Source organism: Pontimicrobium sp. IMCC45349 (genome assembly GCF_047219225.1).
In the GTDB taxonomy this organism is placed as follows: domain Bacteria; phylum Bacteroidota; class Bacteroidia; order Flavobacteriales; family Flavobacteriaceae; genus IMCC45349.
Genome location: NZ_CP178208.1, coordinates 888,255 through 905,460, shown reverse-complemented (window position 1 = coordinate 905,460; position 17,206 = coordinate 888,255). Strand labels below are relative to the sequence as shown.

Below are 17,206 nucleotides of genomic sequence, written 5' to 3'. Positions count from 1 at the left end.
TTTCTTTTTTATCTTAATTAATAATAAATCTAACGTAAAATAAAACCGTTTTTCATTGGGTCTTTAGGGTCAATTACAAAAGTTTGCATACCAGTAATATAGGCTGTTCCTTCAACTTGAGGAATTACAGCTTTAAAAGGGCCATAATCTTCTTCAGAAACTACAGAGCCTATAAAAACAGAATCTGTAATACTTTCTATAGACATGGTTTCTCCAAAGTCAATTTCTTTTCTTGCTTTATGAATTGCCATGCGACCAGAAACACCAGAACCTGTTGGGCAACGATCTACTTCACCTTCAGCAAAAATGCAAACATTGCGACTATCTATGCCAGAGGGTTGCTTGTGGTTGTCAATAAAAATAGTTCCGTAAAGGAAGCTTAAATCGTTTTCAAAAGGATGTAGAATTTCTTTATCTTTTTCCATTACAGCGTGTTTGATATCCATTCCTGTTTGAATCAATTGACGATAAGAATCTGGATTTAAATCAAAGTCAAAATTGTTTTTCGCCATATCCACATAAGCATAAAAAGCACCTCCATATGCTAAATCGTAAGTGACAGTTCCTAATCCTTCAATTTCAACAATTCTATCAAGACCAACTACAAAACTAGGAACACAATGAAAACGAATTCCAATGACTTTCCCGTTTTTTACATTTGCATAAGATGTAATGCGTCCACAAGGAGCATCAATTTTAATAATGTTATCGCCTTCTTTTACGTCAATCCATTTCATCTCAATAGCTAGTGTAGAAATAGCAATAATAGCATGACCACACATAGTAGAATAACCTTCATTGTGTAAAAAGAGTATTCCAAAATCACCTTCATCATCATTAGGTGGAACTAGAATGCAACCATACATATCTGCGTGACCACGAGGTTCAAACATTAACGATGTGCGTAAGTAATCGTAATTATCTTTACAGTAACGTCTATAATCTAAAACAGAGTTTCCTTTTAATTCTGGAAAACCGTCAACAATCACACGAAGTGGTTCACCTCCTGTATGCATGTCTATAGTTTTTATTTGTAACCAATCTTTTGATGGTTGGAATTCTGTTTTGTTAAGTATATTTTGGTAAGTACTATTCATTTGTAAATTTCTTATAATAATAGTTTGCGGCAATCAAATCTTCTAATGCATGTCCAACAGATTTAAAGATTGTAATTTCATCATTAGATAACCTGCCTTCTCTTTCATGAGAGCAAAGTTGAAATAGATCTCCTTTTATATCTTGTTCAGTAATTAAACCTTGTTTTAATGGAATAACTATGTCTCCACTTTCTTTTAAACCTCCTTGCATAGTGTCAACAAAAACTGAAGCTTTGGTAATTGCATTATCATCTGCTTCTCTCATATCCTTTTTATACGCACCAACAAGATCTATATGTTGCCCTTTTTTAAGATGTTTGCCAAAAACCAAAGGTGTTTTAGATAAAGTAGCGCAGGAGACAATATCAACATCAGATATTTTTTCTTCAATGGATTGAATGGCTTTTATAGAAAAAGATTCATTAGCTAATTGACTGCTGATTTCTTTAGCTTTATTGAAATTTCGTCCCCAAATATATACTTGTGTAATTGGTCTTACTGAGGCATGAGCCTTGATTAAATTGATTGATAAGGCACCAGTACCAATCATTAATAAACTAGAAGCGTCTTTTCTAGATAAGAAAGATGAAGCCAATGCTGAAGCAGCTGCTGTACGTTTTGCAGTTAAGCTTTTAGCTTCAAGAATGGCTTTGATAGTTCCCTTTTTAGCATCTAAGTATATATAAGTTCCTTGTATTGAAGGTAAATTAAACTGACTATTTTCTGGGCTTACTGCTATAATTTTTACTCCAGCTTCTTTACTAGGATTCCACGCAGGCATTAATAACATTGTTGAGTCAGCATTTACTTCAGGATTTGGGAAATCGTGATGATGACGCATTGGGACCATTATTTTGTTATTTGAAAAGCCTTCTTTAAGATGAGTTATTAGACTATTGAAATTGGTGTTTTCTTCTATGAAGGTATTGCTTATTTGTACAATTTGTTCCATAAGCTAAAAATAGTTAAAACTAGAAACATAATTGAATATTATCTAGTAGGTAAGTAAAATATCATAGCTAATGGATAATATTGTATTAAGTTGGTTTTTTGAAAGTAAGTAGTTGACCTATGTTTTTTGCACTCAATATTTTTTAATCAAGAATTTTTGCTATTCATCGGTAATCTTTTTGAAATGAGTTGGTTATGTTGAGATTTGATATTGATTATAGCACCAAATTTATTGTTTAATCTAATTTATAAGTCATGGATTTAAGTATTACAGGATATAACAATTACTTTAAGATTAAGGGTGTATTAAACAAAAATAATGTATCTCTATTTCAAAGAGAGTTTAGTAATATTTTTGATAAAGTTGATAGTCTCACTCTAAGTATTGAAGATTTAGAAAGTATTGATAGGCAAGGCATAATTGCTTTAGCTAAGTTGCATAATTTGTCAGTTTCTTTAGAAAAGAGGTTGTCAATTATTGGCTCAGGTTGTGATAAGTTATTCCACCATTTTAAATCTTCAGAAGCAGCATAATACTATAGAATTTTTGTTTGCTTATTATAAAAGGCTTCTTGCTGTTTTTTCATAAGTTCTCTTGAAATTTTCTTTTTATAAACATATAATTCTTCTTCGTTTGATAAGTCTTCATAGATTTTATCATTAATAGTATTATCAGCTACTAAAACAGATTTTCTCTGACTTTCATTTTGCAATGCCCAAGATTTTAAATCGGCTTCACTTTCATTAAATTTAATATCATACTCTCCTTTTGGAGATAATAACTTTGCGAAAATAGGAGAGGTTTCGATAGCTAAAAATAATAGGAAAATAAAGAATGAAGGTAGCCAAGGTAGCTTCCCTAATGCATTTACACGAGCCATAAGACCATCGAAATTGTCTATTATTGGCTGTGATGTAGTTACTTGTGTTTGGTATTCAGTATTTAATTGAGCAATTTGAGCCTCATTAGCCTCAATTTTTGATTTATTAGTTTCTTTTAATTGTTGTAGTTCTAGTAATGCAGCATCATGTTTTTCTCTCTTTTCTTTGTAAACTGGACCTTTTCCTAAAAGTAGCGTGCCTTCTCTACCTTCTGCTTCAGCTATATAAGTATTGTATAAAGCATTTACTTCTGTTTCTTTTGAACTAATTTCATTTTGAAGGTTTTTTATATCGTTATTTAAATTTTCAATTTTTGGTGTGTATTGTAGTGCAATTTGATCTTTATTTGCTAGTGTGAAGTCATTTTTTTGTTCTAATAAAACTTGATTAATTTCTTTTTCAAATATTTTTAATTCTAGTGGTTTAGAAATAACTATAGCGATAATTACTGCTAAGGCAATTCTAGGAGAAGCTTGAATCAATTCATCAATAACATTTCCAGTTTTTTTAATTGTAGAAACAATATATCTATCAAGGTTAAAGATTAATAGTCCCCAAACAAAGCCAAATCCTATAGCTGCAAATAAGTTGTCAAAAACAGTGTAAAGTGCATAACTAGCAGCGATAAAAGCCATTAATGCAGTAAAAAAGACAGTAGCGCCAATACCAACATATTTGTTTTGTTCGCCTTTGGAACAGTTCTCTAAAAGGTCGGTGTCAGCACCAGAGCAGATAATAAAAAATTGCTTTAACATGATTGTAGTGATTTGATTGATTGTTTATTAGAACGCAATTTTTAAGTATTTGTTACAAAAAAACCTCGAAAATCGAGGCTTTATGTGTTTATTAATCTATTAAGTAAGTTGTTTCCTAATGAATTTTAGTAAACTTAAAAGTATATTTATTGTTTAATAATTCCTTTCGATAAAACTTTATTTTGATCTATAGATATACTTAGTAGATAATAGCCATTAGCTATATTTAAATTTTTTAGGTGATATTGCTTGTTAGGATTTATGAAGGATTCTTTATGAACTACCTGACCCAATGTGGTATAAATTGTGATATCTACTTGTTCTCCTCTTGTTTGTCTAAAATCGATTGTTAGTTCATCTGAGAAAGGATTTGGGAACGGAGTAATACTAGGAGTCAATTCATGATCATTATTACTTAAAGTCATACCAGTATATATTGTAGCATTTGGCTCGGTATTATAGGCGTAATCTAATATTGTGAAATAAGAGCCATCTGGTGCGACTTCAGCTCCAAACCAACCATAACATGTTCTGCCATCAATTTTATATTCAAAGCCAATATATGCCATTTGATCTTGCCAAACTGTATGTGTTGTACTTCTAATATTTAATTGATTTGGGTAGTTACCTGGTGCTTCAAAATTACTAGAGCCATTAACAGCAGTATTATATGGCAATGGAGTAATATTGATTGTTGCTGGATTACAAACTAAACGTTTTCCATATGTTTCAACTTTTAAATGATTTGCAGTATACTCCCAAGCACCATATGCTCTGTCATCTCCAATTTCTATTTCAAAATATTCCCATGAACCATAAGTAGCTCCAACGGTAATATCGTCAATATCTACATAAACAATTTCGTAAGGGTCATAAAACTTTGCATCAATATTTATTGTAGAGCAATGTAATGATGCTAAACCTCCAATAATTGCTGGGTTTAGAAATGTTATCGTAATTTCTGAATTGTCAATTGTACTATGATTTATGGCATTTCCAGAAAAAGATAAGATTGCTTCAGTGTTGCTAATTAAGTTTATATGAGGTATTAGTCCACTAGGCAATGTTGCATTATAATCTACTCCTAAAGTTAATTCTCCAGTGTTGTTAGTGAAAGTAGCGTCGAATATTGAAATATTAGGCATTTGCAAAATGCTTCCGTTATTAATATCATCTTCAACTAATTGATTTATTGAAGACATTATGTAGCCATTTGTACTGTTTACTCCAGTATCAATTAAATTATTGGCTTGCCATAATGGTTGTCTTGTTGGGTGTATTAGGGCAACTATCATTCTATTTATTTGCCCTTGTGTAAACATTTTATAACAACCACTAGCGCCATTATAACCCATGTAATTTTCATAATTTACATATTCTCCATTACAGTTTGTACCTGAGCTACATCCAAGGTCATGATTTCCATTTTCAGGAGGTGTGTCTGTTACAAAATCGGTTCCTGTACAACCACCATCAAAAGTATGAACTAGATTTAACCAATGGCCAAATTCATGTGTTAATACAGATGCAAATTCATCACTAGTATTTCCATGTAAATAGGCGCCATTATAAACTACTCTTGCTAGGTTATTGTCAGACATCCAACTGTTTGGATACCACGCAACACCAGAGTTAGTTGTGCTACCATCATTATAAAGGTCGTTTTGAATATATACATTCATATATTTGTAATTATCCCAGGCATCAGCTTGAATTTGAGAGTCGTATCCACTACCATTTCCATAACCACTTTTTTCGTCATAAAAAACAATACCACTTGTACAGCCTCCATTTGGATCAAGTTTTGCAAGTTTAAACTCAATATCTAGTGTTCCTTTAATGCTAGAGAACATTGGGTCAACAGTATTAAAATCTGAATTAAGGCCGTTGAAATCTTCGTTAAGTTTTTCTAATGCTGTTTCAATTTTTTCTTGAGTAACAGAATAACCATTATGGACATCTCCATAAACATGAAATACTACAGGAATGGTATAAGTTGAGTTGTTATTTCGGTTAATTGAGTTGTTCTCAATTTGCTTTCTTGAATACTTGTTAAAGTTGTTATATTCCTTTAAAGTTTCAGGATGGTTATTGAAAATTATATCGTTAACAATTTTAGTCTTACACTCTTTTATTTTTTGAGAACTATTTTGAGAATTTGATGGTAAATGAATCAATAAAAAAAATAATGGCCAGCTAGATTTAAGTAATTTTTTAAGCATTATATATAGTTTTGAATACTAATATCAAAGCTAGTGCTAATTTTAACTTATAGGTTGTATAAAATTATCTGATGCTTATACAATCTTATTCTTAAGATAAGCTTTTTTGTTGTCCTAATTATTTGTTATAGAATGAACTAAGAAAGCGCTTTCATTTGTGTAATTAAGAATGAAAGCGCTTTAGTATTTATTGAGGTTTATTCTTATCTAATTTTTTATTGAAATAAAAATAGGAGGGTATTTATTTCCTTCAGCATCTTTTATATCGAAAATTTGAATCGACTTCTTTTTAAGAGCTGGACTATAACATCCATGATTTTTTAAGTTTATAGATTTGCCTGAAATAGATTTCGTTGATTGTCCTTGAACTTTTAGTTTAAAACTAACAATTTTATTTTTCCCTGAGTTCAATGTGATAACTTCAATATCCTCTTTTGTTAGAGTAAGCATACCATCGATAACTTTTTTATTATTTACAGTTACTGTTTGGTTTAGATGATTAGATTCATTTTTATCACTATAAGAGACAGAACTTACTTTAGCGGTACTTTTATAGTTTTTGTTTGAGGATAAAATATTTCCTTTTTCATCTACTTTTTCTCCCCAACGGTTAAAATATTTAATCACTTCATTATCTATAATATAAAAATAAGTTTCATTATTAATAGTAACATACCCTTGGTCATTTTCATTGATTTTAGATTTTACTTCTTTTAATGAAATTGGTTTAGTTACTAATTTACCTTCTTTATTTGTTGTAATAGGTTGTGTTGAAATATGAACCTTAGGAGCATTTGAGTTTTGCTTTTGGGTAGCTATATTTAAGTTTTTGTCGGTTTTTAATAGTTTTATGGCTTCGTCTGATGTTATTTTTTTTCCTTCAAAATAAAAGGTTGCATTTTTCTTAGCCATGTTTATTATATGATCTAAAGGAGATTTTGGAGGTGGAGGTGGAGGCGGAACTTCTTGAGCGTTAGCTTCTATAATTTCTACTACTTCAATCCATTCATCATTATCATTTTTTACTTTTTTTATTTTACCTGGTTTACCTTTTTTATAGTTCTCTATAGCTTTTTTATATTTAATTTTTTCGGCTTCAGTAGCATTTGCAGGAACTGGAGGTGGTGGAGGTGGAACAAGTTTGATTTCCACAACTTCTGGTTTTTTGTTGTTTTTAACAGGTTTTATTTCTTTTACGGTTGGAGGTGGAGGAATATTAGGATAAGGCTCTACATATTCTCGTTGCTCTTTAGTCATAAGGTCGTAAAGATATTTAATACGTAAATGGTCTTTTCGTTTTATAGTAATATTTTTGGAATCTTTCTTAGTGCTAAATTTCCTAGCCAATTTATTATATTCACTTATTTCTAATTGAGTTAAACCTTTTTGTTTAGATGTTTTGTTTTTGGTATATTTAATGCTTTTTACAGTATTAGAGCTTTCTTGTTCTAGTTCACTATTTTGAGTTATAGTTATTACTGTGCCTTTATCTAATGGTTCACCATGATTTTTAATTAATCTAGTAAATTCTTGTAATGTATATAGGTTAACTTGATAATAGTGTTTACCATAATTAATTGCATTTTTTTCAAGTTTACTTACATAGAAATTGCCAAAATCGTTAGAATTATAGTTTTTGAGGGTATTATTTTCTATCCTTTTTCCATCTATCCAAATACCATAATTTTTGGTGTCCAACCAATTTGATAATTGTTGAGCCGAAGGTTTCTTTTTTATTGGTTTTGAAGGCGGAGGAAGTAAGCGACTTTTTTCAGCATTAGTGAGTTCGTCATACTTTTTTGTTGCAATAATGTTTTTGTTTTTATCTAAGAATTTGAAGGTTGCATTTTTATAGTAGATGCTTTTTGTGTCACTGTTCTTTTCTTTAGTTGTGTTTGAATATGTTTGATCTTCTTCTTCAATAATAACTTCTTTTTGGTTAGTAAAGCTAAACAATAAGATTGCTAATAAAGGCAGTAGTAGTAAACTGCGTATCCAAATGGATTTTTTTGATGATTGTGTTTTCATAACGGTGAATCGTTTTTTGATTGATGAATAATTAATGGCATTAGCCAAGTGTTGCTGTGTAGCATATGATGAGTATGCTAATAATATATTTTGGTAATTAGTTTTTGATACACCTTGATCTAACACTTCTGCATCAGCTAAAAACTCATGATTAAGTTTAATAGACTTTTTATAAATGATGATAAATGGATTAAACCAAAACACAATTTGAAATAGCTCAATTAATAATATATCTATACTGTGCAATTGCTTTGCATGTGTTTGTTCGTGTAATAAAACTTCGCTAGGTATTTGATGGTTGTTATATGCTTTTTTATTTAAAAATATATAATAGAAAAACGTATGTGGGACTTGTAATTGTTTAATTAATACATTAATAAAAGAATGGTTTTTAATTTTTTGATGCTTCTTAATTTTTGAAAATATGGCATAAAGATTAACACAGAATTTACTTAAGAAAATAGCTACGCCAATACCATAAATACTCCAAAGTATAGTGGGAAGGTAGTTCCAGAAGCTTTTCTCTTCCGTAATTACTTCTGCTGGAATAGAAGATGGTGTTATAAAATTATTTGGATTGTAGGTTCCAAAATCTAATGTTGGTTCTACATATGTAGTAAAAGTTATAAGCGGAATACCTATAGCTAATGGTAATATGCTTAAAAGATAAAAGCGTTTAAACTTATGATTACTTAACGATTCTAATCCTATTTTGTAAAAAGCTAATAGGATGCATAAACATAACGTAGATTTTAAAATGTAAATAGGCATAGTTACTTCTTTTTGATTTCGCTATCAATTATTTTTTTTAAGTCTTCTAACTCTTCTTTTGAAAGGTTGGTTTCTTTTGTAAAAAATGATGCAAATTGTGAGGCACTATCATTAAAAAAGTTTTTAATAAGCCCATTCATATGTTTAGAGAAATAATCTTTCTTTTTTACCAAAGGATAGTATTCTCTAGATTTTCCGTAAAGTGTATATGCAACATAACCTTTATCAATCATACGTTTAAGCAAAGTAGCTATAGTTGTTGTTGCAGGTTTAGGATTAGGATAGACTTCAAGAAGGTCTTTCATAAAGGCTTTTTCTAATCGCCAAAGGTGTTGCATTAACTGTTCTTCAGTTTGTGATAATTTCATTTTATTCTACAAATTTAGAATTAACTCTACAAATGTAGAATAATAATTTTAATTCTACAAGTGTAGAATAAGGATTTAGGATTATCTATTATATGGTTTTTCGTTTATCCAATTAAATCCTCTTTTAGTGAGTCTGAAGTCATCAAGGTCTTTTTTAGTTAAAATAATTTTTAAGTTATCAGAATCAAGTTGTCCATTTAACTCAAGAAAGTGTTCATTATGTTTTTTATAAGAGAAATTATGAATTATGGTATCTGTGTCTTTAAACATACTGATTTTATTAAACGTAGAGTCAGTTATAAATGAATAACGTTTATTGTTTCCAGTCATAGTTTTTATTGTAGCTCTGTCTTTATAATCAATTATTAAGTATTCCCATCTATTATTATCATCAACTAAAGCAGGTATAGTATCATTATTTTTTATGAAGTAGCTTGTTTCCCAAATACCATATAATTCTGGTTTAACTCTATTTACTCCATAATTTTTTGATCTGGAATATCCCATTGAAATAAATACAATCGAAACACCTGTAATTAGAAATAGCTTTATACCTCTAATAACATTTATTTCCATTTGATTTTTAAAGGTGTAGGGAGAATAGAAATCAGTTTTTTTTGTGTCTTTATTTAGAATAAAAATATTTATAAGTTTTTTATAGTCTGTAAAACATAAAATTAAAGCCATTGCTAATAGGTGAAAAGAAAATAGTTTTACAGGAATATCAAAGCACATGTTCATCATAAATACATTTGCCATAACTGCAATAATTATTATAGAACCAAGTGTTTGTGTTCTTTTGCTTACAAGTAAATAGCCACCAATTACTTCTAGTAAGCCTGAAAAAATACAATATGCTTTAGAGTAACCCATAAATGTCCAAGCAAGTCCCATTGGCGACATATCTCCAGCTGGCTGTAATAACCTGTTTAAACTTGGAGGAGAAAATTGTAAATAGAATACTTTAATAAACCCATAAACTAATAAATAGTATATTAATACAAATCGTAGAATTAACTGAAAGAAGTAGGCAACCTTATTGTAAGATGGTCTTTTGTAATCTAAAATGGACCAAATAAATGTTGAAATAAGAGCTGTTACTACAAAGACGAATATTTGTATATATTGATAGGTGGTATCTCCACTTCCATAACCAATGGCACTAAATTCGTAATCAATTCTTAAAATGTGTTTACCTACCCAAAATATTAAAGAACTACCTAATGTAGAAGCAAATGATGTAATATTATAAAGTATAAAGTAAGAGAAAATAAATCTAAAGCTAATCTTTTTTAATAAAGACCAGTTAGAAATAGAGCTTCTTGAAAATATCATTTATAAACTGTTAGTTAATAGCATAAATATTAACGAGTATTATTGTAATTAATTATGAGAGTTTACGATTAATCTTTATAGAAGTAATACTTTACAAAATTTAGTATTTATAATAATCTATTATCTTTACGTTTTAAAACTAGCCCAAAATGAACAAATATATTGCTGCCTTAATATGTTTTTTAGCCTTTACCACTACGTCTAGAGGTCAATCAATTACTGACCTAGTTAATAAGGTGGATTTAGACTCATTAACCTTAACTTTAAATGAGTTTACTGGAGAGCAGTCTACTGTTGTGAATGGTTCAACAGTTACGATATTAAATAGAGAAGAAGACAATAATGATTTGGCTGCCGATTATTTAGTGCAAAAATTATCTCAATATGATAATTTAACTGTCACTGATCAAGCGTTTAATACTAATGGTAGAAATATTATTGCAACTCAATTAGGACAAACTAACCCAAACGATATTTATATTGTTTGTGCCCATTACGATAGTGTTGCTGATTATTGTGCTGATGATAATGCAAGTGGAACTGCAACCGTTTTAGAAATAGCAAGAATTTTATCAACACAATGTATAGACAATACAATTGTATATGCACTTTGGGACGAAGAAGAAATAGGACTTAGAGGAGCAGGTTATTATGCATCACAAGCAGCTTCCAATGGTGATAATATTTTAGGAGTATTAAATATTGATATGATGGGTTATGATGGTGATGATGATGATGGTTTTGATATTGATGTAAGACCAATAGCTAACTCTATAGCTATGAAAGATGATATTGTTTCTGTGTTAGGAACTTATGGATTTAACCTAAATGTAAATGTAGTTAACCCAGGAACAACAGCTAGTGATCATGCTAGATTCTGGAATAATGGGTTTTCGGCTGTTTTAGTTGGAGAGTCTTGGGAGAATAATGATGAAACACCTTTTTATCATTCTTCAGGTGATACATTTGCTACTTTAGATTTACCATATTACCATGAGCTAGCTAAATTAATTATGGCTTATATGACAACAAAAGCAGGATTGATTGGAGTAGATAACACAGTTACGTTTAATAGTACTACCTTAACAGCTGCACAATCATCGGCCAATTACCAATGGATAGATTGTGATACTAATACTGAAATAACAGGAGAAACAAATCAATCTTTTACACCATCGGCAGATGGTAATTATGCTGTCGAAGTTACTTCTGGAGCTTGTGTAGAAATAAGTGATTGTGTAGTTTTTGATTTCTTAAGTGTAGATGAGTTTAGTAAAAGAAACATTAAAGTTTACCCTAATCCTGTAGTTTCTAATCTTTTTATAGAACAACCTTTATCAAAAGATTTGCAACTACAATTACTGTCTGTTGATGGAAAGATATTATTGAAAAAAACAATATCTAGAAAGCAGAACTCTCTAGATATGTCGCAATTTTCTAACGGAATTTATTTTGTTAAGTTAGAATCTGAAGGTTCAGAGCTAACTTATAAAATTGTGAAAGAATAAGGATTTACTTGTCAAAAGTATATCCAAACTCTTTAATGTCTTCATGAAACCAATCAGCAATAATTTGTTTGGTTTCGTCGTCGTAATACTCTCTATAATCAGATTTATGAGTTTTATTTAGATGAGGTAATTCAGCATCTATTTGTAAATACTTAAAAACTTCATTGATGCCTTCGTTAATATTTTCAAAACGAATTATTTTATCTACATCTATCTTTCCTTCATAGTTTTTTAACCATTCAATTTGAGGGAAAAACATTTGAGCTCTATTGTAATATTTATAGTCTTTGGGTTCACCAAAAGTACACTTTACCCAATCTTTAAATTCAATAGGTTCTTCTGCCATTTTAGTGACATTTTTCTTTACGTTATACTTGTAGTGAGACACAACTTTTTCCCAAGGATTTCTAATAATAGCAAATTTGTAGGCAGTCTCCCATTTTTTAGGACCTATAATTCTAATTACATCCTTTACAGTTAAATGCTTTCTAAAGGGTTTTCCAACAACACCATTAACACTAGTACCTCCAGTTTTGTTAATATGTATAAAAACAAAATCCTGATGTTTGCCCTTATGTAAAGGTGGATTTATTTTTAAACCAATCATGTTTTTGTATTTTTCAATGATTGGTATTTTATACCACTTTCTTTTCTTTTTTGTTTGCATAATTATTTAGATAGCTCAGTAAAGTGTTTGAAAAAGTAAGGAATAGTTTCTATGCCTTTAAAGTAATTAAATACGCCATAATGTTCATTTGGAGAGTGTATAGCATCGCTATTTAGTCCAAAGCCCATTAAAATGGTTTTACTTTTTAACTCTTCTTCAAATAAAGCAACAATAGGAATGCTTCCTCCACTACGTTGAGGTATAGGCGTTTTTCCAAATGTTTGCTCGTAAGCTTTTGAAGCAGCTTGATAGCCAATGTTATCTATTGGAGTGACATAGCCTTGTCCGCCATGGTGAGGTGTAACTTTAACAGTAACGCCATCTGGAGCTATACTTTCAAAGTGAGTTTTAAATAATTGTGTAATATTTTCCCAATCTTGGTTAGGTACTAGTCGCATAGAAATTTTAGCATATGCTTTACTCGCAATAACTGTTTTGGCTCCTTCTCCAGTATATCCTCCCCAAATACCATTAACATCTAGTGTAGGTCTAATGGAGTTTCTTTCATTAGTAGAGTAACCTTCTTCACCATAAACTGCGTCTATATCCAAAGCTTTTTTATACTCTTCTAAAGAAAAAGGTGCTTTTGCCATTTCAGCTCTTTCTTCTGCTGAAAGCTCTTCAACATTATCATAAAAGCCAGGAATTGTAATATGATTGTTTTCATCATGAAGAGAAGCAATCATTTTAGTTAATACATTAATAGGATTTGCTACAGCACCTCCATATAAACCTGAGTGTAAATCTCTATTAGGACCAGTTACTTCAACTTCAACATAGCTTAAACCTCTTAAGCCTGTAGTTATAGATGGAATGTCTTTTGCAATCATTCCAGTATCCGAAATTAAAATTACATCGTTGCTTAATTTTTCTTGATTCTCTTTTACAAATGTTGAAAGACTAACACTACCTACTTCTTCTTCACCTTCAATCATAAACTTAACGTTACAAGGTAGTTGGTTTGTAGATGTCATAAACTCTAGTGCTTTCACATGCATATACATTTGTCCTTTATCATCGCATGAACCTCTAGCATAAATTGCTCCTTCAGGGTGTAACTCTGTTTTCTTAATTACAGGCTCAAAAGGAGGAGAATCCCAAAGCTCTAATGGATCTGGTGGTTGTACATCATAATGACCGTAAACTAACACTGTAGGTAAATTTGGATCAATAATTTTTTCACCATATACAATTGGATAGCCTTCAGTTTTGCAAATTTCAACAGTATCACATCCAGCCTTTGTTAAGCTTTCTGCAACAAATTCCGCAGTTTTTAGAACATCGTTTTTATATGCTGAATCTGCACTAATAGAAGGGATTTTTAGAAGCTCAATTAGCTCATTTAGAAATCTTTCTCTATTTTCAGAAATGTATGAGTTTATATTATTCATTGAAGTTTTTTTAGATGCCATAAAAATACAAAAACAACAACAATAATTTTTATTAAAAGAACTATTTGAATTTATAAAGTATTGTTTATATTTGCAGTCCTTTTGCGGGCGTGGTGGAATTGGTAGACACGCTAGACTTAGGATCTAGTGCCGCGAGGTGTGAGAGTTCGAGTCTCTCCGCCCGCACAAAAGTTAAAAGCTTCTCTTATATAAGAGAAGCTTTTTTATTATAATAAAAAGCTTTCCATTTTCATGAAAAGCTTTTTTACTCAAGTTATGTTAATTAACTAGTTTGTGACTAGTGCTTTACCAGTTTAGTGGTTTGTACATTACCTGATAAATCTTTAATTTTCAATATGTATATGCTATTAACCAGTTCTTGAATACTAAAGACATTATTTTTATTAAAGCCTCCAACAAAAGACTTTACTTGTTTACCAGTTATATCAAAAATTAGAACTTCGGTAACATTTTTATTTATTTTAAATGATGTTGATGTTGGATTAGGGTATACTCTTAATAAATTGTTTTCAGTTATTGAGCCATTTGATAAGGTTGGAACAGCATTTCCATAAATTTTAAAATCACCAGGAGCAAGATTAATTGAAGTTGTAGAACCACTAATAGTTGTATTACCTGTTTCATCCATTAAATCATACCAAGTTCCACCATATGGAAAGTTAGGATTTATGTTTGTAGATGATGTGTTAAAATTAGAAATTATGACTACATTTTTTAGTTGAGAAGCAGGAAGACTATTATCCCAAATATAAATTGAAGGTGTTAGGTTACCTGAATTTATAGTGTAATCGCCTTCAAAAACAGCTTCATTAATCTTTAACTCGTTAATTCTTGACCAAGCGTCAAAAATTTCGCTTCTATTTGCGTTTGTTGTCCAGTTTTCAATCCATTGAGGTTGTGGCTTAGTATCTAACTTGCAATCTGGATTATTAACACTACCATCATTACAAGTAAAAATAGAGTTATTCATTCCTAGTTCACCAAAATGCCATATCATTTTTGGACCAGGAATAGTTAACGAAACAGCTCCTAAAGCATCCATTCTTCCTAAGGAAGTATTTAAGTTTCCTCCAATACCACTATTTCCAAACTCTACGTTTTTATACATTAATCGTTCTTCATCATGGCTTTCAGCATAACCAACTAAACGTTTTCCTGTCCAACCTCTACTGTTATGCCCCATTCCATTAATATTATTGTTAGAGTTATAACCCATTGTTAACTGGTTGTAAGGATCAGTCATTTTGCCCCAAAGCATAATACCTTTGCCTTCTCCAATTCTATAGTTGGCCCATTCAGATTCTTCAGAGTTAGCACCTAAATGTTCAAAAATTACATAATGATTTGGATCTAAACTCCAAGAGTAATCAGCGTATTGTTTTAATATATCTACTCTGTCTTGTTGATAACCATTAGTACAGCCATCACTACCTTGGCAATTTTGAGTAAATCCTTTGGTTAAATCCCAACGGAATCCATCAATATTGAACTCTTCAATCCAATGTTTAACAACACGTTCAACATAATTCTGTGTTCTAGATTGTTGGTGATTGAAATCTGAACCTACACTATAACTATGAGTAGCTGTTTGATTAAAGTATGGGTTTTCACTGCTTGGTTCTCCCCAGCCATCATTGTCGGGGTCATTCATCCACATCCTATTCATTGGGTTTCTTCCAAAAGCATGATTTAATGCAACGTCTAAAATAACTGCTATACCATTTTGATGGCATAAATCGATAAACTCTTTAAATTTGTCTGCAGTACCATAATATTTGTCTAAAGCCAAATGGAAAGAAGTATTGTAACCCCAACTTTCATTACCTTCATATTCCATTACAGGCATTAATTGAATAGCGTTAATGTTTAAATCTTTAAAGTAATCTATTTTATCAATTAAGTCTTGGTAATTTCTATCAGTATCAAAATCACGAATAAGCACTTCGTAAATAATTAAATCTTCCTTTTTAGGTTTGTTGAAATTAGTTACTTGCCAGTTATATGGAGTTTGTCCAGTTTGTAATACAGTTACTTCTCTTTCTTGACCAGAAGGATAAGCATATGTTGTGTTAAGTCCTGGGAAAGTAGAGTCAGAAATCCATGGATCATCGAAAGGAGATAATACCAATGTAGAATAAGGGTCAGCTGTTTTTACAATAGTTGGAGAATTGGCTACTGGATTTAAAGCATATACCCAATACTGATAGGTTTCTACTTGTCCAGATGTTAATCCAGTTAATTCCAACCAAAATTTACCAGTAGTTGGATCTTTTTTCATTAAAAATGAATTGTCTGGATTATAATTGTTAAAACTTCCAGCAACATAAATAAAATCCTTATTTGGTGCATCTATTACTAATGTTGTTTTGGTAGCATCAGATTCATCATAATTTATACCATCAACCATTCCATTAGGCAAAGCTTGTTCAACAACAGTAGGAGCTACTATTACTTCAAAGCTTGCTTCTCCAGTTTCAGAAGTGCCTGGAGCAGTACCAACAAATTTTACAATACCACTTTCAGTAATATTTGTTAATGTTGTTCCACAATTAGGAAAACCACAAGTTCCTGTAGCTACTGATACATCGTTATAAAAAACTTCGAATGTTCCTAAAACTGTTGTGCTGCCTTGATAATCAATAGTTGCATTAATAGAAATATTATCGCCAGATGCAATAACTATTGAGGGCGTGGTAGGCTGTGTAAAATTAATAACTACAATTCCTATTGGAAAAATATAATCTTCACATCCATTGTCTTTTAGTTCTTGTGAGCCATCTTCGTTTCTAAAAACCATTCCAATTTGAGTGGCATTATCAGCTTGCGTTTGTGTGAGTCCAAAATATGTTTGAGGTGTTATAGTGATACTAAAAGTACCATCTCCGTTATTTGTCATTTCTCCAACACCATCATCTTGACCCCAATTTCCAATAACATTAAAACCCCAAGGGTTTGTGTTGTCTCCAACCCCAGAGTGCATGTAAACTTTGTTAGGATTACTAAGTCCGTTACAATCAGATCCATTACTGTTTACATCGACAGTAATAGTTACTGGTTGATCAATTTCTATAGCATTCACATCAAAAGTTACTTGAGCAGAAATGTAATTGGTAAGTATTATAAATAAAGAAAAAAGTAATGTTTTTTTCATAGCTGTTATAATTAATAAAAAGGGCTACATGTATGTTTTCATGTAGCCCTTAATATGCT

General features: G+C 30.8%; 12 protein-coding genes and 1 tRNA gene. 3 read left to right on the top strand and 10 right to left on the bottom strand.

Going from position 1 to position 17,206, the window contains the following annotated elements:
- Window positions 1–29: 29 nt before the first annotated feature.
- Together ACLII3_RS04205 and ACLII3_RS04200 are read right to left on the bottom strand one after the other, a co-directional pair.
- Window positions 30–1,097, bottom strand: a complete 1,068-nt coding sequence (locus ACLII3_RS04205) for a proline racemase family protein (RefSeq protein WP_412986724.1) — start codon at window positions 1,095–1,097, stop codon at window positions 30–32.
- Window positions 1,090–2,049 (bottom strand): ornithine cyclodeaminase family protein, encoded by a 960-nt coding sequence (locus ACLII3_RS04200; protein WP_412986722.1) that lies wholly within the window; start codon window positions 2,047–2,049, stop codon window positions 1,090–1,092. The genes ACLII3_RS04205 and ACLII3_RS04200 overlap by 8 nt, the downstream gene beginning before the upstream one ends.
- Before the next feature lie 254 nt (window positions 2,050–2,303).
- On the opposite strand from ACLII3_RS04200, the gene ACLII3_RS04195 reads away from it, so the two are divergent.
- Window positions 2,304–2,582: a hypothetical protein gene (locus ACLII3_RS04195; RefSeq protein ID WP_412986721.1), complete on the top strand. Its 279-nt coding sequence runs from the start codon at window positions 2,304–2,306 to the stop codon at window positions 2,580–2,582.
- Between the two features lie 2 nt (window positions 2,583–2,584).
- Here the strand turns inward: ACLII3_RS04195 and ACLII3_RS04190 are convergent, their stop codons facing one another.
- The 5 genes from ACLII3_RS04190 to ACLII3_RS04170 all read right to left on the bottom strand — a co-directional run bounded on the left by ACLII3_RS04190 (window position 2,585) and on the right by ACLII3_RS04170 (window position 10,409).
- Window positions 2,585–3,685 (bottom strand): DUF4407 domain-containing protein, encoded by a 1,101-nt coding sequence (locus ACLII3_RS04190; RefSeq protein ID WP_412986720.1) that lies wholly within the window; start codon window positions 3,683–3,685, stop codon window positions 2,585–2,587.
- 146 nt (window positions 3,686–3,831) lie between these two features.
- Window positions 3,832–5,907, bottom strand: a complete 2,076-nt coding sequence (locus ACLII3_RS04185) for a zinc-dependent metalloprotease (RefSeq protein WP_412986718.1) — start codon at window positions 5,905–5,907, stop codon at window positions 3,832–3,834.
- 207 nt (window positions 5,908–6,114) lie between these two features.
- Window positions 6,115–8,706, bottom strand: a complete 2,592-nt coding sequence (locus ACLII3_RS04180) for a M56 family metallopeptidase (protein ID WP_412986717.1) — start codon at window positions 8,704–8,706, stop codon at window positions 6,115–6,117.
- A gap of 2 nt (window positions 8,707–8,708) precedes the next feature.
- Window positions 8,709–9,074, bottom strand: a complete 366-nt coding sequence (locus ACLII3_RS04175; RefSeq protein ID WP_412986715.1) for a BlaI/MecI/CopY family transcriptional regulator — start codon at window positions 9,072–9,074, stop codon at window positions 8,709–8,711.
- An 81-nt stretch (window positions 9,075–9,155) separates the two neighbouring features.
- Window positions 9,156–10,409 (bottom strand): hypothetical protein, encoded by a 1,254-nt coding sequence (locus ACLII3_RS04170; protein WP_412986713.1) that lies wholly within the window; start codon window positions 10,407–10,409, stop codon window positions 9,156–9,158.
- A 149-nt stretch (window positions 10,410–10,558) separates the two neighbouring features.
- On the opposite strand from ACLII3_RS04170, the gene ACLII3_RS04165 reads away from it, so the two are divergent.
- Window positions 10,559–11,917 carry a M28 family peptidase gene (locus ACLII3_RS04165; RefSeq protein ID WP_412986711.1) on the top strand — a complete coding sequence of 453 codons (1,359 nt, stop codon included), beginning with the start codon at window positions 10,559–10,561 and terminating at the stop codon, window positions 11,915–11,917.
- A 4-nt stretch (window positions 11,918–11,921) separates the two neighbouring features.
- Here ACLII3_RS04165 and ACLII3_RS04160 read toward each other — a convergent pair whose 3' ends face one another.
- The gene (locus ACLII3_RS04160; RefSeq protein WP_412986709.1) at window positions 11,922–12,584 is read right to left on the bottom strand and encodes a sulfotransferase family 2 domain-containing protein; all 663 of its coding nucleotides are present in this window, start codon (window positions 12,582–12,584) and stop codon (window positions 11,922–11,924) included.
- Window positions 12,585–12,586: 2 nt separating this feature from the next.
- Complete coding sequence (locus tag ACLII3_RS04155) at window positions 12,587–13,975, bottom strand: dipeptidase (protein WP_412986708.1); 1,389 nt, start codon at window positions 13,973–13,975, stop codon at window positions 12,587–12,589.
- A 104-nt stretch (window positions 13,976–14,079) separates the two neighbouring features.
- On the opposite strand from ACLII3_RS04155, the gene ACLII3_RS04150 reads away from it, so the two are divergent.
- Window positions 14,080–14,161 (top strand) — tRNA-Leu (locus ACLII3_RS04150).
- A 112-nt stretch (window positions 14,162–14,273) separates the two neighbouring features.
- Here the strand turns inward: ACLII3_RS04150 and ACLII3_RS04145 are convergent.
- The gene (locus ACLII3_RS04145) at window positions 14,274–17,147 is read right to left on the bottom strand and encodes an alpha-amylase family glycosyl hydrolase (RefSeq protein ID WP_412986706.1); all 2,874 of its coding nucleotides are present in this window, start codon (window positions 17,145–17,147) and stop codon (window positions 14,274–14,276) included.
- Window positions 17,148–17,206: the final 59 nt, after the last annotated feature.